This is a genomic window from Dryocola mayonis, from assembly GCF_051307045.1.
In the GTDB taxonomy this organism is placed as follows: Bacteria; Pseudomonadota; Gammaproteobacteria; order Enterobacterales; family Enterobacteriaceae; genus Dryocola.
This window is the reverse complement of sequence record NZ_CP150452.1, coordinates 1,575,843-1,602,107: the sequence shown is the minus strand read 5'-3', so window position 1 is coordinate 1,602,107 and position 26,265 is coordinate 1,575,843. Positions and strand designations below refer to the sequence as shown.

The window sequence follows — 26,265 nt, the reverse complement described above, 5'->3', positions numbered from 1 at the left end:
TCTGCGACGTGGGAAATAACGCTATGAGCGAGGCTTCGGGCACAACGAAACGGCAGTTGCTCATGTTTGAACAGCTGCGGCAAAGCTTGATGATTAACGCCGATATCAACGCGTTGGCACAGCTGCTTGACGAGGAGCTGGTGCACGTTCACAGCACGGGCATGGTCCATAACAAATCGCAATTACTGGAACACGTACAGCGGATGGGCGGGTTTATCGCCATCCAGCGCGAGGAGCCCGCGGTGCAGATAGTGGGGGATATCGCCATTCTCTCGGGCCTTACGCGAAACACGGTGCGTTCGCTGGAAAGCGGGCTGCCGATGGTGCGGGAAGGATTTTCCACGCTGGTGTTACGGCGTCATGCAGGACGGTGGCGCATCCTGCTATCGCAGCTTACGCCGCTTAGCCGCTGACCCTTGTCTCTTTTATTCAGGAAACCACTATGAAACTTGCCCGCTTTACTGAAAATGGCCGCACGCGAATTGGGAAAATAGAGAAGGACCAGATTATCGATCTCTGTAGCGTAACCGGAGACAGCTGTTCGATGCGCCGGCTTTTAACCAATCTTTCGTACTGGCGGCATGAACTGGAAACCATTACCCATCCAGCGTATGCATTATCAGCAGTCAGGCTGGAAGCGCCCGTTGCCGATCCGCAAAAGTTTCTCGGTATTGGGATGAATTATCGCCAGCATGCACAGGAGGCGCGGCTGGCGGGCATTCCCATTCCCGAAAGCCAGCTGTGGTTCAATAAACAGGTTTCCTGCATCACGGGCCCGTTTGATGAGGTGGTTAAACCGGCCGTCAGCAGCAAGATGGATTATGAAATTGAGCTGGGCGTGGTGATTGGCCAACGCTGCCGCCACGTTGAAGCCCGCGAGGCCGCTAAGGTTATCGCCGGTTATCTTATCGTTAATGATGTATCTGCCCGGGACTGGCTGCATAAATCCCCGACGTTTACGCTGGGCAAATCCTTTGATACGCATGGCCCCATCGGCCCCTGGTTAACCACCGCCGATGAGATTCACGATCCCTTAGATCTGCAAATGTCGCTTTTCATCAATGGCGAACGCCGCCAGCACTGCCGTACCAGCGATATGATTTACGATATTTATCAACAGATTGCCTATCTCTCTACGGTGATGACCCTTGAGCCCGGCGATATTCTCGCCACCGGCACGCCGTCCGGCATCGGCGCGCCTGCGGGGCGTTTCTTGCAAAACGGCGACGTCATGCGTCTTGAAATTACCGGGCTGGGCGCAATCGAAAATCGCGTTGTCGATGAAGAGCCGGCCACCGCCCCACTTCCCCCCGTAACAGAGTGAGAAAAGAGAATGAGCAGCCAGAATTTTCGCGACTACCTTTTACCCGGCGATTCGCCGCGTATTGCCGCCGCGCGAGGGGTAACACCCGCGGTCTATGCGCAACGCATGCTGGCGACCGAAAAAGCCCGGAATTTAAAAAAACAGTGGCAGGCGCTGCTGGATGAAGAGTTCCGGGGAATTACCGCCGCGGGAGAAATACAAACCGGCCTGTATGCTCTGCAGGACGAAGGTTTCGCGGTAAAACCCGCGGTGGAAGCGGCCAGAAACCTGCTGGCTACGCTGGATGAGAATCAGCAGCAGCGGGTATGCCAGCCCGTTGACGCCCAGCAGTGGCGCGCCTGGTATAACCCTGAAATCCCGTTTAACGATTTCGGCGTTCGCCTTGAAGATACGCCGTCCTCCACGCGGGAAGCGTTCTGGCAGCTTCTGCAAAGCTGCACCAGCCCGCAGGGCTATGAAAAAATTCGCCATCTGATGGACGCCAATCATTTTTTAGGCGAGCTCTACGATCTCAATAATATAATGAATCGCTGGAGCTTCCATTTTATGATTTTTGGCGAGCCATCAGAATCTGCCCCCTGGGGATGGAATATATATGGCCACCACGTGGCGTTTTGCTGCTTTATTATCGGTCGGCAGCTTGTCATCTCCCCTACGTTTATGGGAGTTGAGCCAAACGTTATTGCGCGCGGTGATGAAAACGACGCCACATTATTTATTGAAGAAGAAAACCTTGGCCTGCGGTTAATGCAGTCGTTAACTCTCAAGCAGCAAAAACGCGCGACGATTTATCAGCTCATGGAAGATCCGGCAATGCCGCCAGAACGTTTTAATTTTGCCGACCAACGGCATCTTGCCGGCGCATTTCAGGATAATCGCATTATTCCCTTAGAGGGTATTTGCGCGGCTGAATTTACCGCTGAGCAAAAAAAGGCGCTGCTCGCAACCGTTGAGGCATTTTTATCTGTTTTACCGGATGGCCCCCGGCAGGCGCGCATGACCCAGATAGCAAGCCATATGGACAACACATGGTGGTGCTGGATTGGCGGCTGCAAGGACGATGACGTTTATTATTATCGCATCCAGAGCCCGGTCATATTACTGGAATTCGATCACCACAGCGGGATGTGGTTAACCAATGAAGAACCAGCACGCTTTCATATTCACACTATTATCCGCACGCCGAATGGCAATGACTACGGCAGGAAATTACTTTCGGCTTTTAACGAGAAATAATTCAACGCTCGCATAACGCGCTTAATTTTATTTATTACCCATGTAGCATAATGGCGTAAACACCTCGCCATTATGGTCGTCACATATCCAGGCAGGAAAATACTTTGATAACAACTTAATTTTAATCCCTACTACCCTCAGCGAGGTTATCAGGCAATGGAAGTTAAAATAACATCCAGAATTTCATTTTGCAGCGTTTTTCCTCTGGCCCTGTTTTCCAGCTGCGTATTCTCCGCAGCGCCATCAGCAGATAACGCTGGCGTGCCGGAAAGTAAAAGCACGGCTGTTAATAATACGAACGTTAACTCATTCAGCGATTGGCTTTATCAGGGCGAGCTGTTTGGTGAATTAAAAAGCATGGTATTTTTTAAGGAATTTGCCGGCGTTGTGGAGAATAAAAATACTTTTTCTGCGGGTGGGGATCTACAGTATCGCAGCGCGGATTTTAACGGCTTCAGCTTTGGCCTCGGCGCCTACTCCGCCTTTGATTTGGGCATCAACTCGAACGACCCGGATAAAACCGAGCGCTATGTCCCGGCTGACAGCGTAAACGTGTTAGGAAAAGCCTATCTCCGTTACCACGATTACGGCTTTGATCTACGCGGTGGACGCATGGGGCTGGATACGCCTTTTGCCAACGAAGGCGTCGGGAGGACGATGGTTCCGGCGCTTTATGAAGGGGGCCGGCGGCAGCTACTCCCTGACTAATGACGAAAATTTAAAACTGCACGGCTACCGGATATTCCGTTATAAGCCCTACAGCTCAGATACCTTCGGCAAAGGAGATGCCGGCGCGCCTGAAGTGGATGAAACCAATATTCCCTCCACCGATACCGACGGATTTACCACCGTCGGTTTACGTTACGGTAAGCTCTATAGCGCAAGGGCGGAGGCATGGTATTACAACTTCGACAAACGCGTCCAGCTTGCCTACGGCGGTCTGGAATTGCCGGTAGAAGGCTTGCGTTTTAGCGGCTGGACGCCTTTCTGGGGCGTGCAGTATGCCCGTGAATGGGATGCGGACGATCAGGTCGCTCCTTATCATGACATCGACACCAACCTTTATTCGGCGAAAGTGGGAGTCCGCTCCCGTAACCATAGTTTTTATGTCGCAGGCACCCATATTCCTGAAAAGGACGGCGCTTTCCTGAACGGCGCTTTTTTTGCCCCGTATAGCTATGGTATTTACGACTCTTCGCCGTTGGATATTGGGCAGCCGCTGTCATCCATGATCACCGCGAACCAGCCCGGTAACGCCTATGTGGCCCGCTACAGCTACCACAATGATAAGTCGCTGGTGGTGCTTGGCTATACCCGCCTCGACCTCGATGATTCGCCGGGTATTTACTACCCGCTTCCCGCCAAAGACGTGAATGCAGGATTTATGATTCTGGGTTACAACCTCACCGACCGCCTGCATCTTGAGCTTGAGCTGGATTACGTTGATACCCCGACCAAAGCGACGGGAGACTATCATGCGGAACGTCTGCGCCTGGTCTATCACTTCGGCAAAATCATGCCCGAGTACGAATACTGATTTCTTTAACCCGGCCGCATAGCCATGCGGCTTATCAACATGTCACAAAGGTGAGCAGAATGGTAAGACGCGTAAGTATCTACAGCGACGATTTTCCCCATGCCAATCCGATTCCTGCCGCATGCCGGATCGATAATATGGTTTATTCCGCAGTGATTTACGGGCGCGATCCGCAAACGCAACGGGTACCCGAGGAGCTAGATCGGCAGTGTGCTCTGATGTTTGAACACGTCTGCAAAATTGTGCGGGCGGCAGGAGGCGCGCCGGAAGATATCATAAAAATGACGCTGTGGATGGAAGATAAATCCCATCGGGCGGTCGTTAACCCATACTGGGAAAGCGTGTTTCCCGACCCTGCCTCACGCCCTGCCCGCCATACTCTGGATGGCAAATTCGACGGCAATACCCTTATCCAGTGTGATTTTATCGCGGTCTTAAGCCGCTAACCTTTTTTAGCACGCCCGCCAATAGCGCATACAGGAGAAGCCGGAGATTAAGACGCTGTGAGACAGGAATAATATTCCGATATATTGTAATCTCAGATATAAGATGTCGTAAGCCGTGCATCTAAATGTATCGTGAGAGATAACATGGAGGATAAAAAATTGACCAATGATTCAACAGAATCCGTCTCAACCCGGGAGGCAGAGCGGGTCAATGATGCGGAAGCGTTAACCGGCAAGAAAACCGGGCGGCGCGGGCGCGTCTTCGATTATGGCGAGCTGCGGCTGCTGCTGCTGGCTATGATAGCCAGACAGTCCAGCCATGGATATGAACTGATTCATGAAATTAAAACGCATTTTGACGGGCTTTATAAACCCAGCCCCGGGGTTATTTATCCTGCGCTAACCTGGCTGTATGACCGCAGCTATACCCATATCGAGCTGGAAAAAGGCGGGCGCAAACGTTATTCGATCACTAAAGAAGGCGAAGCCTTTATTAAGGCCAACCAGGGCGTGATTGAAAAACTTATGGCCCGCAAGCCGCCGACAGGCAAAGGTAAATCGCCTGAGCCCCTGGTTAACGCTATGAACCACCTTAAAAATTCATTAAGCCTGCGGATAAAATGCGAACCCGTCAGCAGCGAAACCATCGAACAGATGGCGAAGATTATTCATACCGCAGCGGACCAGCTGGAATCATTATTACTGCAGCCCCCGCCTGCGGAAAACGCCTTAAAAAGCGAGGCCGTTCTTAATACGCCTAACGCCGCGCGTTTTTTGCGTCGCATGTGCAGCCATTTCCAGCATCGTACACCGGTCATCGCTGACGAAACCAGCGGGCAATTTCGCCTGAGCATCGGCGAAGTACGGATGCAGCTGGCGCAGGATGCGCTGGTGCTGACGGTTTTAGCCAGCCAGCCAGACAAGCTGGACGAACTGGAAGACATCATGATGCGCCATCTGCATGAGGCCGCCGTACGGGAATCGCTGAGTTTTGACTGGAAAAGGGAATGACGCGCCTGAAGTTTGTTATGAACGGGAGCCGCGGCTCCCGTTTTGGCTGTATAAAGGTTAACGGTTAACGCAATTTTTAAATTCGGCTGCAAGCGTATTCGTGGCGTTGACCAGAAGCCCAACGTCGCTGCCAACCGCGACAAAGGTTGCCCCGGCCTCAAGGTAATTTTTGCACAGCTGCGGCACCGCGCTTAAGATGCCCCCCGCTTTGCCGTGCGCCTGGATACGTGCCAGCGCGTCCATAATTACGCTTTGCACCTCCGGCGCGCCAGGGTTGCCGGGATAGCCCATATCCGCAGCCAAATCCGCAGGCCCGATAAAAATCCCGTCCACGCCGTCCAGTAACGTAATGGCGTCCAGCTGCTCAAGACCCGCCCGGCTCTCAATCTGCAGCAGCAGGCAAATCTGTTGATTCGCCGTTAGCAAATAATCCGCCGTACGATTGAATGCCGATGCACGCGCCAGCGCCGCGCCCACGCCGCGGATGCCCTCCGGCGGATAGCGAACCGCGCGAACCATCTCCCGGGCCTGCTCTACGGTTTCAATCATCGGCACCAGCAGCGTGGTCGCGCCAATATCAAGCAGTTGTTTAATCAACCACGGCGCATTCACCGGCGATCGCACCACCACCTGTGAACGACTCGCGCTGAGCGCCTGCAGTTGTTGCATCAGTAGCGGAACGTCGTTGGGCGCATGTTCGGCATCAAGCACCAGCCAGTCGAACCCGGCGCCGCCGCATATTTCAGCGCAATAGGGGTTGGCTAACGCCAGCCACAGGCCGATTTGCGGCCGGCGATTTTTCAAAGCGACTTTAAAAGTATTGATCGGCGCAGGCATAAAAACCTCCTATTCGAAATAGCAGCTGAGCGTGCCGTGAGGGCCAAAATCCGCGGTGATGGTATCGCCATGACGCGCCTCTACCGGGCGGATAAACGACCCCGCCAGCACCACCTGCCCGGCGGCAATACTGTCGCCATACTGTGCAAGCCGTTTGACCAGCCAGAGGATGCCCCGGGCGGGATGATTTAGCACGCCCGCTCCCAGCCCGGTTTCTTCCACCACGCCATTGCGCGAGACAATGGCACCCATCCAGCGCATATCTACCGCGTCTGGCCTGAACGCCTGGCCGCCGAGAACGATTCCGGCATTGGCGGCGTTATCGGCAACGGTATCGACAATGGTTCTGGCATGGCCGGTCGCCGGGTCTTTGCGGACAATGCGGGTATCAAGGATTTCAAGCGCGGGTACGATATAGTCCGTCGCGTTGAGCACGTCCGTTACGGTGATATCGGCTCCCTTAAGCGGTGTTTTCATCACGAAAGCCAGTTCGGCTTCAATGCGCGGCTGGATAAACCGCGCGGCGGGAATGGTTGCCCCCTCTTCAAAACGCATATTCTCAAATAAGACGCCGGAATCCGGCGTATTAATATTCAGCGCGTACTGCATCGCTTTAGAAGTGAGCCCAATTTTCCAGCCGATAACCCGCTGGCCTGCGGCAATTTTTTGTTTCACCCACGCGCTTTGAATAGCGTAGGCGTCGTCCAGCGTCATCCCAGGCCAGGCGCGGGAAAACAGCCCAATCTGCTGACGCGTTTCTTCGGCCAGCGCCAGGGATTCCACCGCGCTGAGGATTTGCGGCGCCGTTAACATGTCCCCTCCTCATCCTGCACGGTGTTGCGCAGCACCCCCAGCCCTTCAGCCTCCACCTCAACCACGTCCCCTGCTTTTAACCAGACGGGCGGCGTAAGCCTTGCGCCCGAGCCGGTTGGCGTACCGGTAATAATGATGTCGCCCGGCGAAAGCGTGGTAAAGGTCGAAAGATAGTGAATAATCCAGGCGAAGGAAAAGCTCATGCGGGACGTACGGTCGTCCTGGCGGATTTCGCCATTTACCCGCGTGGTCAGGCGAATATCTTCAAGCTGTTCCCGGCGCGACAGCGGCACCAGCCAGGGCCCCATCGAACCTGAACGCTCAAAATTTTTCCCCTGCGTCACATTAAATTTTGAATGGCGTACCCAGTCACGAACAGTACCTTCATTACACAACGTTATGGCCGCAATATGCGTCAGCGCCTGATCGTGCGCGATCCGACGGCCGCCTTTGCCGATGACTATCGCGATTTCGCCTTCGTAATCAAGCTGCTCGCTTTCCGGCGGACGTAAAAGCGGCTGCAGATGGCCGGTCAGAGAACCCGGCACCCGAATAAATAACGAGGGATACTGCGCCGCTGGCTGCCCGTCTTTATATTCAGCATTGCGGTCCGGGTAATTAACCCCGACGCAAATAATTTTCCCGGGATTTGGAACGGGTATTTGCCAGGTAATCTCATTCATATCGTGATCGACGGGCGCGTTGCGGTACTCCTGCGCCAGCTCATCAAGCGCCCCGGCGCTTATTACCGCCTTCAAATCCGGCCAGCGTTCGCCGACACGGCGGGCAAGATTAATTACGCCGTCATCGGCGACCAGTCCGTATTCTATGGTCGGGTCATTACCCACGCTGAAGGCGGCAAATCTGGACTCTTTCATCTTTATTCTCCACGGCCCGACGCGCTAAAAAACGCGGCGTTAGCTGGCGCCGCGTGCGACACAAGGGGCACAATAGGTCATGAGGGTAATAAGCCGCGTATTCATTACGCGGCAGAAAAAGGCCCTTCTTTATTCAATGCCGAACATACGCGCCGCGTTTCCCCCCAAAATATTGCTCTTATCTTCAGAAGAAATATCCAGGCTGTTAATCGTCTCGATGCCCTTAAAGAACCAGTCTTTACGGATTGGATATGAGCTGCCGTAGAGAATATTTTTCCCGCCAATAACCTTCACGGCGGCCTCAAGCTGTGCCTTGCCCCACTGAGGCGCGCCGGAAGTATCGAAGAAAATATTATTTGAAAGCTGGGCGCGTAAGTTGCCGGTTCCCGTCTGGAAACGATCGACCGCATCGTTGAACTGATGCTGCGGCGGCACCAGCATGTCGGCAAAAGCATAAAACGCCCCGCCGAGCATGGAGTGGATGAATTTCAGATTTGGCAATTCATCAAACATGCCGCTAAACAGCTCGCGGCCCACCGCCGTCGCCTGGTCGATGCAGCGGCCAAACTGGCGGCGCTGGTTGGTGTAAGGCAGCACTGAGTGGTAGTCCACCGGCAGAGGCGTATGGTGTACCACTACAGGAATATTCAGATTGTTCAGGTACTTCAGGTATGGGCGAAACGCCTCGTCGTCCAGATAGATCTGGCCATAGTGCGCCACAATTTGCGCGCCGCGGAAGCCGAGCTGATTCAGACAGCGGTCCACTTCACGCAGGCAGTCGTCCGTACCCCATGGCGGCACAACGGCCAGCGCGGACATTTTGCCGCCGCTGCGTTTAATGTATTCCGCCATGCGATCGTTAACTTTTTTGCACGTTTCCAGGTCCAGCCACTCCTGCCAGACCGGCAGGCGGAAAATGGCATGATCGACGCCGGCTTTTTCCATATCGGCCAGCTGGCTTTCCAGCGTGTACTGCCCTTCCGCATAGTTCAGATTCACATAGCCTTTTGGCTGCTCAATAATCAGCTGGCGCAAATCTTTGCCTTCAATTTGCTCAACCCGGGTATGAACACCGTACTGTTTCGGTACGCAGCTTAAAAATGAATTCAACAGCTTCTCATCCGAGAAAAGATCGCCTGGCAGCCAGTGCATATTGGAATCAATAATTTTCGTCATTTTGTCATCCTGTTAGTTTTAGCGTTGATAATATTTGCTGGGTTTAGGTTAATTATTGCTTGCTGAAAATACGGATTTATATTTTGCAGACGCGGCAGTTTCTTTTTCCGTCGGAATTTTCATTCCCGCCTTCGCGTGATATTCGCTGAAAATAGAAAGCGCCTCTTCGTACGGGAAAATATTTTCAATATCATCGAAAGGTTTCCCGCCGCTGCGTTCCTCAACGATACGGCGCACCACTTCCGGTCCTTCCCCGCGAGACGCCAGCACCAGCCAGTTAACCTTCTCGCGGCGTTCCAGCTCATAGGCTTTCAGCGCCTCAACGGGATCGTTGATGTCGGCAAGCTTTTCAGCGATCGCGCGCGCATCGACAAACGCCTGGCAGACGCTGTTGCCGCCGCGTGGATACATGGCATGCGCGGCATCGCCAAGCAGGGTGATGCGTCCAAACGACCATTGCGGCAGCGGATCGTGATCGATTAGCGGGAACAGATAGCACTCGCGAGCGCTGGCGATCATCTGGCTGATATCCAGGAAATCGAGCTGGCAGTCGTCAAAGACGTGTTCAATCTCTTTTACGCCGGTTTCCTGGTTCCAGTCCTCTTCGCTCTGCGGCTTTTCATCTTGTTCAATGACCCAGTTCACCAGCTGGTTGCCTTTACCGTCGACGTTGTCCTGAATCGGATAAACGATCAGCGTTCCCTGACGGGCCGGATCGCCGATGTGCAGAATGCTGCCGCCCGTTTTAAACGGCGGCATCACCGTGACGCCGCGATAAAGCGTCAGGCCGGAAAAATGGCTGCGCGCCGACTCAGGCAATAATTTTCCCCTGACAACAGAGCGAATGCCGTCCACGCCGATGACCACATCGGCCCGGATTTGCGCCGGTGCGTCAGGATTTGCGGCGTTATCGAAATAAACCGTCACGCCCTTTTCATCTTGTTCAAAGTGGCTACAGCGGCAGCCAAGGTTGATCGCATCCTGTCCGAGACGCTCCTGCACCGCTTTGTAGAGCATCATCTGCAGATGACCGCGGTGTACAAAGCGCTGATCGTGGTCATACCCCATATGGCGGCCGCAGTTTTCCGCGAAAATTTGCTGGCCGTAGCCGCTATAAAAAACGGACTCGCGCGCTTCCACTGATATTGCGCAAAACGCTTCGTAAAGACCCAGCTCAGTCAGCTCTTTCACGGCGTAAGGTTTGATATCCACGCCCACGCCCAGCGGCTTAATTTCTGAAACAGCTTCGTACAGACGCGGACGAAATCCTTTTTGCTGCAATCGCAGGGCCGTCGCCAGGCCGGCGGGACCGGCACCAATAATGGCAATATCCAACATGATGAATTACCTCTGATTTTTATTTAAAAGGCACACATGCCTGTTTGTTGCTAAGAGCCAGATACGCAGGCTCACCACTTTAGTCGTCATCGAACCACGCCAACCTTGCTGCTATCCTCCGTGCGGCTTTGCGCCGTATCGCCGATGTTTTGCTCACCGGGCCGGTGGGCCGGGCCACGCCGCCAGACAGGAATAGCGACCAGGCATACCGCCAGGCCGATGATGACCATCGCCGCCATTTTGTTGGCGTCGTCGTTATGAACCGCACCGATGAAAAGCGGCGGCCCGAGGAACACGCCCACCAGCGTGATCTGCGTGATAAGCCCGCTGGTCGCCCCCGTGCTTTCACGGGAAGGCGCGACGAACGGAGCCAGCGCCCACATGCCAACCAGCAGCCCGCTGCTGAACATGAATATCCAGGAGGCGATGATGGAAGGCATAAAGCCGATAGGCAGCAGGTAAATGCACAGCGCCGTTGCCGCGGCCATGACGATGCCCATTCCCGCCACCACCGTGGCTCTGATCCCGCGGTTTAGCAGGGCGCCTACCATCAGACAGCCCACGGCATTGGCCAGCATAGCCCCGACGTTCCAGTGCGCGACCTCAACGGCGGGCACGCCATAAGCTTTTGATAAAAATGGCGTTAGCGTAGAAATCATGCCGGTCTGAATAAACGCATCGGCACCGAAAGAAATGCCCAGCAGATAAGGAAGCGGGCTTTTTAGTACCGCGCTAAGCCCACGGGTGCGGGAAAACTGAATTTTTTCCTGAGCGGTACGCTGGGGAATGCTGAGCAGCGCCAGCACGGCCAGTATCAGCGTCAGCACAGAGTGGCCCAAAAATGCCGCGCGCCACGTGTGAAACTGCTCCGCAAGACCCGCGAAAATAAACGGCAACAGGAAGCTTGCCGGGACAAACGTCGACCATAAGGCCATGACCATAGTGCGTTGTTTGCCCGTCGTCATACGGATAAGCAACGTTACGGCGGCGACAGCGGCGAATACATAGCCAACCCCCGTCACCGCCCGGGCCGCCAGCAGTAATTCCCAGGAAGAAGCCAGGATAACGCCGATATCGCCCACGACGATAACGACCGCCCCCGTCAGCAAAACGATGCGGTCCCCCATTCGGTCAACGAGATAACCCGCCATCAACGCGCCTAAAGCCACCATCAGCGACGGTAAAGACATGACGATGCCCACCTGCGCCTGGTTTGTGAGACGGAACTCTCTGGCGATCGCACCCAGTTCCGTGACCGCTTCGCTGACCGTCATTGCGGCCATGACGCCAAGCGCGTAAATCACAAAAATTCGGATACCCGTGTTATTAATCACAGCCATAATCCTTATCTCCTGGTTGAGCTTACCCGGGCGCAGCTTCTTGCAAGAAGCCGCGCCTTTTTATCTTCAAAAGGTTGTGCAGCGGTTTAGCCGTTCAGCTGTCGTTAGCCATGGCGAGAAACCTTTCAAGCGTCGGCGGGTCAACCGAAATGGCTGGATTAAGCGGCGTGAGAGAGGCAAAGGGCGTCGCCTCGCGGAACCATCGATCGCGAGCGGGCAGGCCCCCACTGGTCGGCACGCTTAGGATCCGCAAGATCCCAGGCGATGGCGGGTTCGGGATCGATATGCTGGTAGTGGGTATTAAATAGCTCGATACGATGTCCGTCAGGGTCGCGGAAATAGACGAACAAAGCGCCGCTGATCCCGTGGCGTCCGGGCCCACGTTCAAGCCGGGGCGCATACCCCAGAGCGCCGGCGATATCACAGGCGCGGATCATGTCGTTGCTGTCGGGCAGCGTATAGGCGAAATGATGCAGCCGCGGGCCCGTGCCGCTGGTAAAGACGATGTCGTGTGGGTTGCCTTTACGCTGCAGCCAGACGCCCCACAGCTGCTCGCTGCCATCAGGAAGCATGGAATAGGTGTATTCGCTCACGCGAAATCCGAGCGGTTGATAGAACGCCCAGTTTTTACGCACATCGTTCGTCTGCAGCTGGTAGTGATCGAGCCGCTGAGCGCACGCGCCGCGATAACGATCGTAGGATTTAAACAACCTTTCGCACGGCTCCATGCTGGCGCACAGCTCAAGCGGAACGCCGTTAGTATCGTTCACGTGCAGCGTGGCGCCCTGAAATGGGATGTCGACACGCTGGCAATCAATGCCTTTGCCGGCGAAATAATCCTGCGCTTTAAGAATGTCCTCGTCCGTTTGTACCCGCATGCCAAGGCGGGTACATGACATCTCGGTGGATTTCCGTAATACCAGACTGTGGTGACCGCGTTCTTCAAGACCGCGCAGATAAACCACGCTATCGTCTTCATCGCTGACCACAAGGCCAATCAATTCTGTGTAGAAATGCTTGCTGGCTTCCAGGTCGCCGACGTTAAGCACCACGTGGCTGGCACGGGTGATATTGAAGGGCGGCTCCAGAACCATCGTATTGACAGGATGCATTGTCGTGTTCTCTCTTCATAGGGTTTCAGACCGTTTTACCAGGGCACTCTGACGGTGCCCTTCTTATTTTTACGGCGCTGCCACTACATTAAAGACAACGTCGGCCTCTAAAAGATATAACTTCAATGTAGATATATCTTATGGATAAACTGATAGTAGATGAGACTGATAAAAGAACAACCCAACCAGGGATCGAAAATTAAGGAACGTGATTTAGCGCGCAAATGCGAATCAATCGCGGCCGGGTAGGAGGAAGCCTCAGAGGTTTTTAAGACGCTTAGAAAAGAGGTGATTACGCAGACAGGCGCGGGCGTGCAGCAGAGGCCGGGGAGACATAGCGCTTTCGTCTATCGAATACAATGCCCGCTCTGTGCCTGAGCGCTCCCTTCTCCCGCCGCGCCAGATTGCACGTTAAAATCAGCCAGGCTCGCCAGTTCACAACTCTGCCATCGCCCGATTACGCCCCCGTTTTTGCCGTGATAGGCTGATTCGATGTGCCTCTTTCGTTTTATTCCGCAGCGGGTTATATGAAACGCAGATTACCTTTTCAGGTGAAACTCTTTTTATCTCTGGTGGGATTTTCCTGTCTGCTGTTAGCCCTGCTGGGCGCAATCTTATTCCATGTTATTGACCGTCAACTTCACCGCGACCTGGGGCTGCGCGCACGCGTTCAGGCCAGCCAGATTGCGTTGATGCCGGGGCTTGCTGACAAGGTCGCCGCGAGGGATGTCTCAGCGATTGCGCGTATGATTCAGCCGATACGCAAGCAAAGCGATGCCAGCTATATCGTGATTGGCGACGTGCGCGAGCGGCATCTGTACCATTCCGAATCGCCGGAACGCCTTCATCTGCCGATGATCGGCGGCGATAATGCAGAGGTGTTGCAGGGCAAAATCATTATTTCCATGCGTCAGGGAGGCATCGGCGTCTCTTTGCGCAGCAAAGCCCCGATCCTGGACGCCGATAATCGGGTAATCGGCATAGTCTCCGTCGGCTACCTCACCTCCTATATCGCCAATATCAATGCCCGTCTGCTCTGGCAGGCGGGTTTATACGGCCTGCTGCTACTGTTCCTGCTGTTTATTTTTTCATGGGTGTTTACCCGCAACGTGAAAAAGCAAATGTTCTGGCTTGAGCCAAAAGATATCGCGCTGCTGGTTCGCCAGCAGAAGGCCCTGCTGGAGGCCATGTATGAAGGCGTGTTTGCCATCAACGCCGAAAAGCAGCTGCTTTTGATTAACCGCGCCGCGCGGGAGATGCTCGATATCCGTCGCCCTGAAAACGACCTGCTCGGAAAACCGCTGGTGGAGGTCATGCACACCCCGCCGACCTTTTTTACCCACAGCGACGTCGCCGACGGCAGCAGCCATCACGATCGGATCATGGTGCTCAATCAGCGGCAGGTCATCGTCAACCGCGTGCCTATAGAGCTTGAGCCGGGTGCTGAAAGCGGCTGGGTCTTTAGCTTCCGCGATAAAAATGACATCAATACCCTGAGCAGCCAGCTAAGCCAGGTGAAGCGCTATGCGGATAACCTGCGCATCATGCGCCATGAGCAGCTGAACTGGACGGCGACGCTTGCGGGCTTGCTGCAAATGCAGCGTTACGACGACGCGATGCGCTATATCCAGGCGCAGTCCGAAGGCGCGCAGTCAGTGCTGGATTTTGTCTCCGCGCACGTCACCTCGCCTGCGCTTTGCGGCCTTCTGCTGGGGAAGTACGTCAGCGCGCGGGAAAAAGGCATCGAGCTGAAATTCGATCCCGCCTGCCAGCTGACGCGTATTCCGGCGGCTATCAGCGAAACGGCATTAATGTCAGTCACGGGAAATTTACTGGATAACGCCGTAGACGCCACCCTGAAAGCTCATGCCCCGGCGCCTGTAGAGCTGTATATCTCTGACAGAAACCAGGAGCTGCTGATTGAAGTGGCCCGACCGCGGCTGCGGCGTGGATGACGCCCTGAAACCCCATATCTTTGAGCAGGGCGTCACCACCAAGCCGTCGGGCAACCATGAAATGGCCGGCTCCGACCACGGCATCGGGCTTTATCTGGCGGCGGGTTACGTTCATCAGGCCGGAGGCAGTATCGAAATCTCCGACAATACGCCGCAAGGAACCATATTTTCCGTTTTCATTCCCTTTTCGTTAAGCGTTTCAGCAGGACAACACCATGAATAACAGCAATATTTTCGATGTCGTTATTGTGGAAGATGAGCCCTACCTCGCCGGCTTGCATCGTGATTTTATCGAGCAAAACTTTCAGCTACGCGTGGTGGGAATTGCCGCGACGCTTGCGCAGGCGCGCCAGCTGCTGGAACAGCATCAGCCGCAGCTGGTGCTGCTCGACAACTATTTGCCGGACGGCCAGGGCGTGGATCTGATCGACAGCCCCCTGCTGAAAAGCTTCGACTGCTCGGTGATTTTCATTACCGCTGCAAGCGACATGCAGACCTGCAGCCACGCCATGCGCAGCGGCGCTTTCGACTACATTATTAAACCGGTCTCCTTTCACCGCCTGCGAAGCTCGCTGGAACGCTTTATGCAGCTGATCAAAACCTTGCGTCACGTGAAGGTGGTGGATCAGAGCGCGCTGGACCGGCTGTATAATTTGCCCGCCATCAATACGCCTTCCGCCCCCTCCACAAAAGGGATTGAGCCCAATACGCTGGACAAGGTGCAGCGCATTTTTACAGCCAGCCCGGACGTCAGCTGGTCTGTGGAACAGGTAGTCGAAGAGGTGGGCATCAGCAAAACGACGGGCCGCCGTTATCTGGAATACTGCGTGGAAATGGGTTTTATCGGCGTCGAGATGCAGTACGGCAACATCGGCCATCCAAGACGGCTATATCGCAAAATATCCCATAAGTAGCGATCAAAATTACAGCCTGGACAGGCCGTTACGGCGGCCCGTTTTTATTTACCGCCGTGGTTTTAATGGTGTTAATTGCTTAAAAAAAGCGCCGAATCACAATTCGGGAAGATAAAAAAATCCCCCCGTTGCCTGCCAAACGCCATGCGCTATGTTGACTTTTAGTTACCCAAATGCAGCTAAAGGTTAATAATAATGTTAAATAAACACGCTCTCTCCCCGATCGTTACCGCTGTACTGCTCTCTTCCTCCGCCATGGCGGCTTTACCGCAGGGCTACCCGGCGGATTATCAAAAAGTCGTCGACGCCGCCACCAAAGAAGGCAAGGTGGTCATCTATTCAACTACCGACACCAAAGCCGCAGGCCCGCTCATTCAGGGGTTCGAGGCCGCTTACCCGGGCATTAAGGTTGAATATAACGATATGAACAGCACCGAGCTGTACAACCGTTATATCAGCGAACAGGCCGCGGGCGGCAGCAGCGGCGACGTGGTGTGGAGCTCTTCAATGGACACCGCCCTGAAGCTTGCGGTGGACTATGCCCGGGACTATAAATCCCCCGAACAGGGCCAGCTGCCGAAATGGGCGGTATGGAAAGACAAGGGCCTACGGCACAACCTACGAGCCGGTGGTGTTTATCTATAACAAACGCCAGATCCCGGCGGGCGAGGTTCCTGACTCCCATGCCGCGCTGGCGAAGCTTATCGCCAGCCAGAGCGAAAAATTCAGTAAAAAAGTCACCACCTACGATATCGAGAAATCAGGCCTCGGCTTTATGCTTTCCGTGCAGGATTCTAAAGCCGATGCGAACTACTTCAAAACGCTGGCTGACGTCGCCAAAGGCGGTTTAGCGGTGCAGTCCTCTACCGGCACCATGATGGAACGCGTGTCATCCGGCGAAAACCTGATTGGCTTTAACATCCTCGGCTCCTACGCCGAAGCGCGCGCTAAAAGCGATCCGTCGCTCGGCATCTCTTATCCAAAGGATTACACCCTGGTGCTGTCGCGCGTTTCTTTCATCAGCCAGCAGGCGCAAAACGGCAATGCCGCAAAATTATGGCTGGACTACGTGCTGTCTGAAAAAGGACAGAGCATTCTGGCAAACCAGGCGGACATCCCGTCCATCCGCAACGATATCGAAGGCAAAAACGACATCGACGGCATGACCAAAATGTTAGGCGACGCGCTCAAGCCGATCCCGGTTGACGAAAGCCTGCTTGAGTATCTGCAACCTAAAAAACGTCTGGACTACATCAAAGAGTGGCGCACCGCTGCCGCCAAATAAGGCTTATGGAGGCGCACGCCGCCTCCCTGTTCTCTTGCCTGATTGAGCTTTCAGGGTGAATAAACTAAGGGAAGTCGCATGAGTGCATTGCTCAGAAAATGGCAGAGCCTGCCGCGCGGCATTGTGGTGCTGATAACCACGCTGGTTATCTACGTTCCACTGTCGTTCATCGTGATACAAAGTTTTCTCTCCGCGCCGTTCTTTGCGCCGTCGAAAGAGTGGAGCCTTGAATCCTTTGCGTTCATTTTTACCGATCCGGATTTCTACAAGGCGCTTAAAAGCGGCTTTATTCTGGCATTCGGCCTGGTGGTTATCGCCATTCCGCTTGGCGGTATTCTGGCGTTCCTGATGGTACGCACCGATTTACCCGGCAGACGCCTGATTGAGCCGCTGATCCTGGTGCCCATTTTCGTCTCGCCGATGGTTCTGGGCTTTGGCTACGTCGTCGCCGCGGGCCCCGTGGGTTTCTTCTCGCTGTGGGCGCAGTCGATTCTCGGCTTCGTGCCGTGGAACATCTACGACATGTCGAGCATCGTCGTAATCGCCGGCCTGACACACGTTCCGCACGCCTATCTTTATATCTCCTCGGCGCTGCGCAGCGTGGGTTCGGACGTTGAAGAAGCCGCGCGTACCGCCGGCGCTTCGCCGCTGCAGGTGATGACGGCCGTCAGCCTGCCCATGGTGCGTCCTTCGATTCTGTATGCTTCGGTTTTGCTGTTCTTCCTCGGCCTTGAAGTGTTCGGCCTGATGCTGGTGCTGGGCGACCCGGAAGGCAACATGGTGCTGGCGACCTATCTTTATCAGCTGACCAACAAGCTTGGCACGCCGTCATATCATCTGATGGCGGCGGTTGCCGTGGTGCTGATTTGTATCACTATTCCGCTGGTGATGCTGCAACGCCGCCTGATGCGCACCGCCAACCGCTTCGTGACGGTTAAGGGCAAAGCGTCGCAGGCGCGCGCGTTGCCGCTGGGGAAATGGCGCTGGGTGGCGGGCGCGGTGGTGGCCTTCTGGCTGACGGTGACCATCGGCGTGCCGCTGATTGGCGTCGTGCTGCGCGCCTTTATCTCCAACTGGGGCGTCGGCGTTTCCCTCTGGGACGAGCTGTCGCTCAACACTTTCCGCAACATCTGGGAACAGCCGAATCTGCTGCGGGCCATCGTCAACTCAATGGCGATCGGCGTTATCGGCGGCGCGCTGGCGGTGGGCCTGCTACCTGTTTATCGGTATCGCCATGCACCGCAAGCCGGACGACGTGACGCGTTTTCTTGATTACAGCGTGCTGGTGCCGCGCGCGGTGCCGGGGCTGCTGGCCGGGCTGGCGTTTTTGTGGGTGTTTTTGTTCCTGCCGATGTGGCTCGACAACGCGCTTAAATCCGGCTGGCTTTCCGGCATGCCCTGGTCGCAATGGCTGCGGGATAACTTTATCGTCTGGCTACGTTCGTTGCGCAGCACCATCTTCAGCGTCTGGCTGGCCTATACCGTGGTGTGGATGGCGTACGGCTTAAGGCTCATCTCCTCGACGCTGTTACAGGTTGGACCGGAGCTGGAAGAAGCCGCGCGCAGCACCGGCGCGACCCGCGGGCAAATCACCCGCCACGTCACCATTCCCTTATCACGCTACGGCCTGATTGGCTCCTGGCTGCTGATGTTCCTGATTTTCGAGCGGGAATATTCAACCGGCGTGTACCTGCTTTCGCCGGGCACCGAAACCATAGGTTCGATGCTGGTTTCCCTGTGGGCCGCCGGCGCCATCGATATTGTCGCCGCGCTTTCGTTTATTAACATCCTGCTGGTGGTCGTAGGCCTGGGGATTGCCCTTCGCTTTGGAGTGAAATTACATGATTGAATTACTGGTCGAGAATCTGCACTTAACCTACGGCGACAACCCGGTGCTGAAGGGCGTTTCCATGGAGCTGAAACGTGGCGAAGTGGTGTCCTTACTCGGGCCTTCCGGCAGCGGCAAAACCACCCTGCTGCGCGCCGTCGCAGGCCTGGAAAAGCCCACGCAGGGCAGCATCGTTATCGGCAGGAACAAAGTGTATGACGGCACTCCGCGCAGTGAAATCCCGGCCGAAGAGCGCAACCTCGGGCTGGTGTTTCAGTCCTATGCGCTCTGGCCGCACAAAACGGTGTTTGAGAACGTCGCCTATCCGCTAAAACTGCGAAAAGTAGCGAGCGGGGAAATCGCGCAGCGGGTGCAGGCGGTGCTGGACCAGCTTGGCCTTGGGCATCTCGGTAAGCGCCATCCGTATCAGCTTTCAGGCGGCCAGCAGCAGCGCGTGGCGATTGGCCGTGCGCTGGTCTATAACCCGCCGGTGATCCTGCTTGATGAACCGCTGTCCAACCTTGATGCCAAGCTGCGGGAAGAGGCCCGCGTGTTCCTGCGCGAGCTGATTATCAAACTCGGCCTGTCGGCGCTGATGGTGACGCACGATCAGAATGAGGCGATGGCTATTTCCGACAGGATCCTGCTGCTTAACAACGGCAAAATCGAGCAGCAAGGCACGCCGCAGGAGATGTACGGCTCGCCAAAAACCCTGTTTACCGCGGAGTTCATGGGCAGCAATAACCGCCTGCATGGCGAAGTGACGGAAGCTGGCAACGGAAAAGCACGCATTGAAGGCAAAGGCTGGGCGCTGTGGGGCCAGGCCGGCGAAGGCGTGCAAAGCGGCCAGCAGGCCACGGCGGTTATCCGCGTAGAGCGAGTCGTGCTGGCAGACGGCCCGGGCGAGAGTGAAAACCAGCTTGCGCTGCCGCTGTTGACCAGCATGTATCTCGGCGACCGCTGGGAGTACCTGTTCCGTACCGCGGGCGATGATTTTGTTATCCGCGCCTACGGCACCGAGGTTCGTGACCCGCAGCATTGCCACCTGGCCCTGCCTGAGCAACATGTCTGGATTTTCCCTAAAGCCTGAATAACGCGGGCAACCGCCAGCAGAGGGGTTGCCCGCGCATCCGGGGATAATACTTACCGCAAGACAAGTTCACGGGCGTTATATATGACGCCAAAAAATGACACCGCGAGCAGAAAAAACGAGGAGCATATCTCGATGCGCCTGCCGTGGCGCTCCGGCACCCAGCTTTTCACCATAACGATGTAAAGCGACAGCACGGTAAAATCGAAAACAATCCAGACCAAAGAGAGCGTCATAATACTGGCCGTAAAATCTCCGGTCACCGCAATAAACTGAGGAAAAAAAGAGACGAAAAAAAGAATGTCTTTGGGATTAGCTATCCCCGTGACAAAACCCCGGACTATTCCCCCGCCTTCGCCGTTCACCGCTTTTTCTTTAATATCCTCCGTTTCGCTTCTTTTTCGCAGGCTGGCAACGGCTCCCCAGCCAATAAATAGCGAACCCGCTATGCCCAACAGAGACAGAAAAAGCGCAGAGAGGGAGACAATACCTGCCAGCATCAGCACGGCCAGCGCAATCAGCACCAGAGACGCGCCGTTCGTACCTATTAAGGTGGTAAAGGCCCTCCGGCCGCCATAGCGCGCCGCAGTGCCGGTGACCAGCGCCACAACCGGGCCGGGAGTGAGCAACAGCGTTAAGACCGCCAGCATGTAGGCTCCTAATAAAGATAAATTCACCATCTGCTTTTCTCCTGTAGGCGGCATTCGGGTAAATCCGCCGGGTATTTATCCATCTGATTTGTCAGACGCGGTTCTGGCGCTGGCTATTATTCAGGCCAAACAGGGCATTGAAAAACGCAAAAAACTGCGATTTACTGTGAGTAAAACTCAAAAAGGTTGTTATATGTCCCTGCCTCCGCTTTATGCCCTGCGCGCTTTTGAGGCCGCAGCCCGCCTCGGCTCTTTCAGTAAAGCCGCTTCGCTGTTAAACGTGACTCCCGGCGCCGTTAGCCGGCATATCCGTACCCTTGAGGCCTGGTTTGAGTGTGAGCTTTTCAGGCGCAACGGGCCTCGGGTCGAGGTGAACGAGGCCGGTCGCGCACTGGCAAGCCAGTTGACCGAAGGATTCCAGTCGCTGGAGCGCGCCTGTTACGCCTTTCGCAGCAGCAGTTGTGAACTGCGTTTAAAAGCTCCGACCACGCTGACCATGCGCTGGCTGCTGGATGTGCTAAAAGCCTTTCGTGAGAAAAACTCAACGCCTGTTATTGAGATTTCCAGCGTCTGGATGGATACCGATACGGTGGACTTCCTTCGGGAGCCTTACGACTGCGCGATCCTGCTGGGAAATGGCCGGTTCGGCCCGGGCACCGAAAGCAGGCCGTTATTTGATGAATGGCTTATTCCGCTATGCGCGCCGGTGCTTGTCGAACAGGCCCGCAGGGATATCTATAGCCGTGAGCTTATTCATCCTTCGTCCGATCGCCGTGACTGGCGAAGATGGCTGAAACGGACCGGCAAATTCGGCGACCTCAATATTGCCCGGGGAAAAGTTTTTGATACGCTTGAGCAAAGCAACCTGGCGGCGATAAGCGGCCACGGCATTGCGGTGGGAGATTTGCTGCTAAGCCTGGAAGCCATTAAAAGCGGCATGCTGGCTGTGCCGTTCAGTGAAGCCGTTGCTACAGGAGATGGCTACTGGTTTGTATGGCCTACGGGAAAGCCGTACAGCAAGAATATCGCGCTGCTTTATGAGTGGCTAAAAGACGCGGTACCGAGCCAGATACCGGAGGGGATCGGCTATCTGCGCTAATCGACGGCGGCAACGAAGGTGGTTAATCGCCGTCCCTCGCAGTGCCCTTGTGGCAAAAACTGACCTTAGATCCGTAAGCCGGCATAAAATGACGTTCTTTGCAGGCCGATGTTTTAAAAGCTGTCAAATTACAACATCAGGCTGCTTAATAGACTCAACAGATTGTCGTGCAGAACCTGACTCATAAAATAATCACTTTAAAAATGTGCAAAATATTCGTCGTGAAAATACGGAAGATCGCATTTCCTTATGTTGACCGCCATCAGAAAAAAGGAATAAAAATATTTAACGGTTTCATTTCTCTGACTGGATGACTGATACAGGTAATGACAGGAAAATATAATCTTCCGCAGAATAATCAGAATTATTCATCGACCTTGATAAGTACTTTTACAAAAAACTCTTCCCGGTTAAAAAGCGTGGGTAAAACAGAAGGCACATCTGCCAGCAGAACTTTTTTGGTGATTAACGGGGCCACGTCAATTTGCCCGGTGTTGAGATAATGTATGGACGTTTGCCACTCTTTGCCGGGAAAGGGAGCGGAGATGGAATTCCAGGAACCAATGACTTTTAATTCATTACGGACGATCTTTTCAAAATTCAATCTCGGCAGGGCCACATCGCCGTAGGGGATGCCCAGCAGTACAACAGAGCCGCCTTTCGCTGCCAGAAGCAAAGCTGAGGCTATCCCGGCGGCATTCCCGGAAGATTCAATAACAATGTCGGCCCCGGCGTTCCGGGTCTTTTGCATAAATCTGCCGGCATAGTCATTATCTTTGACGCAGAATGTGTCAACGGCCCCCGGTTTTCGCCGCGATAGCAAGCTTGCCTTCGTCGGTATCAAACGCAAAGACTTCGCCCGCCCCGCAGATTTTTGCCCACTGCACCGCGAGCAGACCGATAGTGCCACAGCCGACCACCGCCACACGACAGCCCGCTTTGATATCAACCTGCCGCATGCCATGAACCACTACGCTTGACGGTTCAATAAAGCTGGCTGTCGAGAAGTCCATCTTTTCAGGTAATTTAAGGACGTTCTCTTCGGGCATCAGAATATATTCTGCAAAGGCGCCGCTTTTGTGCCCGCCCAGCACCTTAAGGTCCGTACAACGGGCATAAGCGCCCTGTTTGCAGTAATCACAGTGAAAGCAGGGAAAGCAGTTACATGCCGTTACGCGATTGCCTTTGCGAACCGAAGTTACCCCGCTTCCTGTACTGACCACCGTTCCTGAAAATTCATGTCCCCAGGTCAGCCCGGGATTGTATGAGCCTATTTTGCCAAAACGTGAAATATCCGAGCCGCAAATCCCGGCGGTATGCACTTTGATAAGAACGTCATTTTCTTTTTCCACTTCTGGCGTGGCGATCTCTTCATAGCGGACATCCTGTATGCCATACAAATTTAGAGCCTTCATATTGACCTCACTTATCGGTTTTAGCTTACGCAGGAGGAAGTGACATAAAAAGCGTCGCCCCCTGGCAGGGCGACAAAATACACCTGTCATGATTGGTATCAGCGCGGCGAATCCAGGGCTTCTGAAATTCGATGCCAGCTTTCCATCGCCGTCCTTTCGAAAGTTAAAGGCGTGACGGAAATATAACCTTCAGATATCGCTCCGGCCTCACTGTGTTCAGGAAAGGCGGTAACGCCATGCTCCACCCGAATCCAGAAATAATCTTCGCCGTGGGGATCCGTAGTGGGCGATACCTGTAACCCCTTGACTTTACCCATTCCCTGACGCGTCGCCTTAATTCCTTTGATTTGCTCTGCGGGCAGGTCAGGGAAATTTATATTCAGACAACAGTCTGTCGTCAGCCCGAGGCTTAGTAACCTGTCAAGAACCGGCAGACAAAAGGGCCTCGGCGGCACGCCAGTTAACCCGATCCTCAGGGCGCCTGTCCTGACTCAACGCTATCGACGGCACGCCGAGCAGGACTCCCGTAATAGCGCCTCCTACGGTACCAGAGAGGACTGTCTCAAAGCCGATATTAGAACCGTTGTTAATGCCTGAAAGTAACAGCTGCGGAGGATGTTCTTTCATCAGTTGCCGGACAGCTACGACAACGCAATCGGCAGGCGTGCCCTGTACGGCAAACTTATGTTCCCCACGTTGCTCCACGCGAACAGGCTCTCGCAGGCTGACCGAGTTTGCCACACCGCTTCTGTCCGTTGCGGGTGCGACTATCCACACCTCTTCTGCCAGTCTTTTTGCGATATCTTCAAGCAAACTTATTCCCGGCGCGTCGATGCCGTCATCATTAACAAGCAAGATCCGTGGTAACCATTTTTGAGCCACAATATCGCCTTCCTGTTCAGAATTGATTTAAACCAGTCAAGGATAATTATTTCCTGCAAATAAAAAGACATTACTCTTCTTTTTCACCAAAACCGCTGGCAAACAGTCCTTTTATTTCATCCATCAACGCCTGTTCGTCAGGTCCTTCGCAAATTACTTCAATGCTGGATTTTCCTTTTACACCTGCACCTAAGACGCTCATCAGCCCTTTAACAGCGGTTTCTTTACCGTTATTCACCAGAATTACCGATGATTCGTATTTTTTCAATGTTTTGACAAAGGTGGCGGCCGGACGCGCGTGCAGGCCCGTGCTGTTAACAACACGAATATTTTCTCGAATCATATTTCACTTCCAATTCCAAACGCTGAATTTAAATAAAGGCGCTATCAGGCCAGGTGATTCATCATTAGAATTTTACTGTAGACGTCCGCTTCTACGGCCGCTTTGGCACCCGACATAACTTTTGCCAGATTCGCTTCGTTATTATTTTGCGTCCATGCCTGACCAACCGTAGTAATAAATGCTTTTCGCAGATCGCTGGCAATATTCAGCTTAACCACATTATATTTTACAAAACTACGGATGATATCTTCATCGATCCCGGAGCCACCATGGATGACCAGCGGACAGGGACAAACTTCGGCAATCTGTTTTAGTAAAGGGATATCGATCCGGGGGATATCTTCCAGTCCGTGAACGTTACCGACAGAGATGGCAAGCATGCTGCAGCCGGTTTCTTCCACGAAACGGACAACCTGATTGACGTCAGTTTTGCAGTCCGCTTCGCTGACATGATCGTCTTCTTTGCCCAGTATGGCGCCGAGCTCTGCCTCAACGGGTATCCCAAACGACTTACAGAAGTCCACGGCTTCTTTAGTAAACGCAATATTCTCTTCATACGGCAACTCCGCCCCGTCAATCATGACCGAAGTAAAGCCCGCACGAACAGCCTGCTTAACATCATTCAGTTCCTTACCATGATCCAAATGAAGACTGACCGGTACATCCATGGTTGCGGCACGTTTTCTTACGATTTCATAGATGTAGTCATAGCCCGAAAGTTTCGCATTCGTCGGCGCAATCTGAATGAAATTAGGCAGTCCTGAACGCTCTATTGCGTTCAGGATAGAAATAGTCGTTTCCAGATTCGTGGTATTAAACGCCCCGGCCAGCACACCTTTTTCACGAATGCGATCAAGCAGGATATTACCGTTTACTAATGGCATGATATTTACCTCTTTCTTCGTTGAAGTACAGTACCTAAATAATATTTATCAGATTTTAACCAGACATTCCCTAAATCAAAGGGCATGTTATTTTCAAGATAAACCAGCTGTTCCAGATGAAGTACCGGGGCATCTTCATTAACTTCAAGATAGTGGCTACGTTCACTGCCTACTATTTTCGCTGCGTAGCGGCTTTCTGAATACATGATTTTCTGCCCCGTCAGTGCTTCAACTGTCGGAAACAGGTTGTGCTTATTAAAATCAACATCGACAATTCCCGGACAGAGAGAAATATTGATTCTGTTTTCAATTAACATAACCCTTTCACCATCCACACTTCGCACACGTTTGAGATACAAAATGGGCGAGCCCGGCTTTATCTGCAGTTTTTCCGCAACGCTTTTCGAAGCGTTTTCCGTATACGAGGTAATAACCTCAGTGGTAAACGACAGATGCTGACTTTCCAGTGATTCAGCAAAAGACAATAAGCCTTCACCCAGGGCATAAGAGATATTCTCTTTTTTCACAAAGGTTCCTTTTCCCTGAACCTGAACCAGCAGCCCTTCATTCACCAGCATGGTGACGCCTTTCTTTACGGTTCCCCGGCTGACGTGCAGCAGATCCATGATCTGATTCTCAGAGGGAATACGGTCACCCTTGCCCAGTTCGCCTTTATAGATATTTTCGCGTATCCATTCGGAAACCTGCATATATAAGGGAACTTCTGAATCTTTCAGTACGGTGCTCATGGGTGCTTCTCCTGTGTAGATCATCTGTATACAAGTATGAACAAGTTACGATAATACAGAGTTTTTTGTTATTTAACTATATGATCAACTTCACAGTTTCAGCCCAATCCGCTGCTGTTCATC

The 26,265-nt window shown here is 53.9% G+C and carries 25 protein-coding genes and 4 pseudogenes; 13 read left to right on the top strand and 16 right to left on the bottom strand.

Annotation, left to right across the window (positions count from 1 at the left end; genetic code table 11):
- Positions 1 to 62: 62 nt before the first annotated feature.
- The 7 genes from WLO32_RS07735 (at position 63) to WLO32_RS07705 (ending at position 5,554) form a co-directional block, all read left to right on the top strand.
- A complete protein-coding gene (locus tag WLO32_RS07735; RefSeq protein ID WP_435947820.1) occupies positions 63 to 413 on the top strand; it encodes a nuclear transport factor 2 family protein in 351 nt (116 codons plus the stop codon).
- A 29-nt stretch (positions 414 to 442) separates the two neighbouring features.
- Positions 443 to 1,324 (top strand): fumarylacetoacetate hydrolase family protein, encoded by an 882-nt coding sequence (locus WLO32_RS07730; RefSeq protein ID WP_435947819.1) that lies wholly within the window; start codon positions 443 to 445, stop codon positions 1,322 to 1,324.
- A 9-nt stretch (positions 1,325 to 1,333) separates the two neighbouring features.
- Entirely contained in the window at positions 1,334 to 2,560 is a 1,227-nt protein-coding gene (locus tag WLO32_RS07725; protein ID WP_435947818.1) for a DUF3500 domain-containing protein, read from the top strand.
- 357 nt (positions 2,561 to 2,917) lie between these two features.
- Positions 2,918 to 3,268, top strand: coding sequence for a hypothetical protein (locus WLO32_RS07720; protein ID WP_435947817.1), 351 nt, complete (start codon positions 2,918 to 2,920; stop codon positions 3,266 to 3,268).
- Positions 3,234 to 4,097, top strand: coding sequence for a hypothetical protein (locus WLO32_RS07715; protein WP_435947816.1), 864 nt, complete (start codon positions 3,234 to 3,236; stop codon positions 4,095 to 4,097). The genes WLO32_RS07720 and WLO32_RS07715 overlap by 35 nt, the downstream gene beginning before the upstream one ends.
- A gap of 59 nt (positions 4,098 to 4,156) precedes the next feature.
- On the top strand, positions 4,157 to 4,543 hold the full coding sequence (locus WLO32_RS07710) for a RidA family protein (RefSeq protein ID WP_435947815.1): 387 nt from the start codon (positions 4,157 to 4,159) through the stop codon (positions 4,541 to 4,543).
- Positions 4,544 to 4,702: 159 nt separating this feature from the next.
- Positions 4,703 to 5,554, top strand: a complete 852-nt coding sequence (locus WLO32_RS07705; RefSeq protein ID WP_435947814.1) for a DUF2218 domain-containing protein — start codon at positions 4,703 to 4,705, stop codon at positions 5,552 to 5,554.
- Between the two features lie 57 nt (positions 5,555 to 5,611).
- Here the strand turns inward: WLO32_RS07705 and hpaI are convergent, their stop codons facing one another.
- The 7 genes from hpaI to hpaD form a co-directional block, all read right to left on the bottom strand.
- Positions 5,612 to 6,391: a 4-hydroxy-2-oxoheptanedioate aldolase gene (hpaI, locus tag WLO32_RS07700; RefSeq protein ID WP_435947813.1), complete on the bottom strand. Its 780-nt coding sequence runs from the start codon at positions 6,389 to 6,391 to the stop codon at positions 5,612 to 5,614.
- A gap of 9 nt (positions 6,392 to 6,400) precedes the next feature.
- Positions 6,401 to 7,204 carry a 2-oxo-hept-4-ene-1,7-dioate hydratase gene (hpaH, locus tag WLO32_RS07695; RefSeq protein ID WP_435947812.1) on the bottom strand — a complete coding sequence of 268 codons (804 nt, stop codon included), beginning with the start codon at positions 7,202 to 7,204 and terminating at the stop codon, positions 6,401 to 6,403.
- On the bottom strand, positions 7,198 to 8,082 hold the full coding sequence (locus tag WLO32_RS07690) for a fumarylacetoacetate hydrolase family protein (protein WP_435947811.1): 885 nt from the start codon (positions 8,080 to 8,082) through the stop codon (positions 7,198 to 7,200). Before WLO32_RS07690 ends, hpaH begins: the two co-directional genes overlap by 7 nt.
- 129 nt (positions 8,083 to 8,211) lie before the next feature.
- The gene (locus WLO32_RS07685; protein WP_435947810.1) at positions 8,212 to 9,258 is read right to left on the bottom strand and encodes an amidohydrolase family protein; all 1,047 of its coding nucleotides are present in this window, start codon (positions 9,256 to 9,258) and stop codon (positions 8,212 to 8,214) included.
- A 48-nt stretch (positions 9,259 to 9,306) separates the two neighbouring features.
- The gene (locus WLO32_RS07680; protein ID WP_435947809.1) at positions 9,307 to 10,596 is read right to left on the bottom strand and encodes an FAD-dependent monooxygenase; all 1,290 of its coding nucleotides are present in this window, start codon (positions 10,594 to 10,596) and stop codon (positions 9,307 to 9,309) included.
- Positions 10,597 to 10,682: 86 nt separating this feature from the next.
- A complete protein-coding gene (locus WLO32_RS07675; protein ID WP_435947808.1) occupies positions 10,683 to 11,936 on the bottom strand; it encodes an MFS transporter in 1,254 nt (417 codons plus the stop codon).
- Between the two features lie 158 nt (positions 11,937 to 12,094).
- Positions 12,095 to 13,048, bottom strand: a complete 954-nt coding sequence (gene hpaD, locus WLO32_RS07670; RefSeq protein ID WP_435947807.1) for a 3,4-dihydroxyphenylacetate 2,3-dioxygenase — start codon at positions 13,046 to 13,048, stop codon at positions 12,095 to 12,097.
- A gap of 527 nt (positions 13,049 to 13,575) precedes the next feature.
- Here hpaD and WLO32_RS07665 point away from each other — a divergent pair.
- From WLO32_RS07665 to WLO32_RS07645, 5 genes and pseudogenes are all read left to right on the top strand, one after another.
- Positions 13,576 to 15,226: pseudogene (locus WLO32_RS07665) on the top strand (ATP-binding protein).
- Entirely contained in the window at positions 15,219 to 15,917 is a 699-nt protein-coding gene (locus WLO32_RS07660; protein WP_435947806.1) for a response regulator, read from the top strand. Before WLO32_RS07665 ends, WLO32_RS07660 begins: the two are co-directional and overlap by 8 nt.
- Before the next feature lie 195 nt (positions 15,918 to 16,112).
- Positions 16,113 to 17,202 (top strand): annotated as a pseudogene (locus tag WLO32_RS07655) (ABC transporter substrate-binding protein).
- Between the two features lie 78 nt (positions 17,203 to 17,280).
- Positions 17,281 to 19,051 (top strand): annotated as a pseudogene (locus WLO32_RS07650) (ABC transporter permease).
- A complete protein-coding gene (locus WLO32_RS07645) occupies positions 19,044 to 20,120 on the top strand; it encodes an ABC transporter ATP-binding protein (RefSeq protein WP_435947805.1) in 1,077 nt (358 codons plus the stop codon). Before WLO32_RS07650 ends, WLO32_RS07645 begins: the two are co-directional and overlap by 8 nt.
- Positions 20,121 to 20,173: 53 nt before the next feature.
- On the opposite strand, the gene WLO32_RS07640 is transcribed toward WLO32_RS07645, so the two are convergent.
- Entirely contained in the window at positions 20,174 to 20,797 is a 624-nt protein-coding gene (locus tag WLO32_RS07640) for a LysE family translocator (RefSeq protein ID WP_435948262.1), read from the bottom strand.
- A gap of 166 nt (positions 20,798 to 20,963) precedes the next feature.
- On the opposite strand from WLO32_RS07640, the gene WLO32_RS07635 reads away from it, so the two are divergent.
- Positions 20,964 to 21,869, top strand: coding sequence for a LysR substrate-binding domain-containing protein (locus tag WLO32_RS07635; RefSeq protein WP_435947804.1), 906 nt, complete (start codon positions 20,964 to 20,966; stop codon positions 21,867 to 21,869).
- A 364-nt stretch (positions 21,870 to 22,233) separates the two neighbouring features.
- On the opposite strand, the gene WLO32_RS07630 is transcribed toward WLO32_RS07635, so the two are convergent.
- The 8 genes and pseudogenes from WLO32_RS07630 to WLO32_RS07595 form a co-directional block, all read right to left on the bottom strand.
- Positions 22,234 to 22,620 (bottom strand): zinc-binding dehydrogenase, encoded by a 387-nt coding sequence (locus tag WLO32_RS07630; RefSeq protein WP_435947803.1) that lies wholly within the window; start codon positions 22,618 to 22,620, stop codon positions 22,234 to 22,236.
- A gap of 40 nt (positions 22,621 to 22,660) precedes the next feature.
- Complete coding sequence (locus WLO32_RS07625; RefSeq protein WP_435947802.1) at positions 22,661 to 23,284, bottom strand: alcohol dehydrogenase catalytic domain-containing protein; 624 nt, start codon at positions 23,282 to 23,284, stop codon at positions 22,661 to 22,663.
- A 98-nt stretch (positions 23,285 to 23,382) separates the two neighbouring features.
- On the bottom strand, positions 23,383 to 23,601 hold the full coding sequence (locus WLO32_RS07620; RefSeq protein WP_435948359.1) for a hypothetical protein: 219 nt from the start codon (positions 23,599 to 23,601) through the stop codon (positions 23,383 to 23,385).
- Positions 23,602 to 23,643: 42 nt separating this feature from the next.
- Positions 23,644 to 23,739, bottom strand: a pseudogene (locus WLO32_RS07615) (hypothetical protein); the annotation flags it as partial.
- Positions 23,705 to 24,166, bottom strand: a complete 462-nt coding sequence (surE, locus tag WLO32_RS07610) for a 5'/3'-nucleotidase SurE (RefSeq protein WP_435947801.1) — start codon at positions 24,164 to 24,166, stop codon at positions 23,705 to 23,707. The pseudogene WLO32_RS07615 and the gene surE, both read right to left, overlap by 35 nt.
- A 70-nt stretch (positions 24,167 to 24,236) precedes the next feature.
- Positions 24,237 to 24,509, bottom strand: coding sequence for an HPr family phosphocarrier protein (locus tag WLO32_RS07605; RefSeq protein WP_435947800.1), 273 nt, complete (start codon positions 24,507 to 24,509; stop codon positions 24,237 to 24,239).
- A 44-nt stretch (positions 24,510 to 24,553) separates the two neighbouring features.
- A complete protein-coding gene (locus WLO32_RS07600; RefSeq protein ID WP_435947799.1) occupies positions 24,554 to 25,393 on the bottom strand; it encodes a class II aldolase in 840 nt (279 codons plus the stop codon).
- Between the two features lie 5 nt (positions 25,394 to 25,398).
- Positions 25,399 to 26,142, bottom strand: coding sequence for a GntR family transcriptional regulator (locus tag WLO32_RS07595; protein WP_435947798.1), 744 nt, complete (start codon positions 26,140 to 26,142; stop codon positions 25,399 to 25,401).
- Between the last annotated feature and the right edge of the window lie 123 nt (positions 26,143 to 26,265).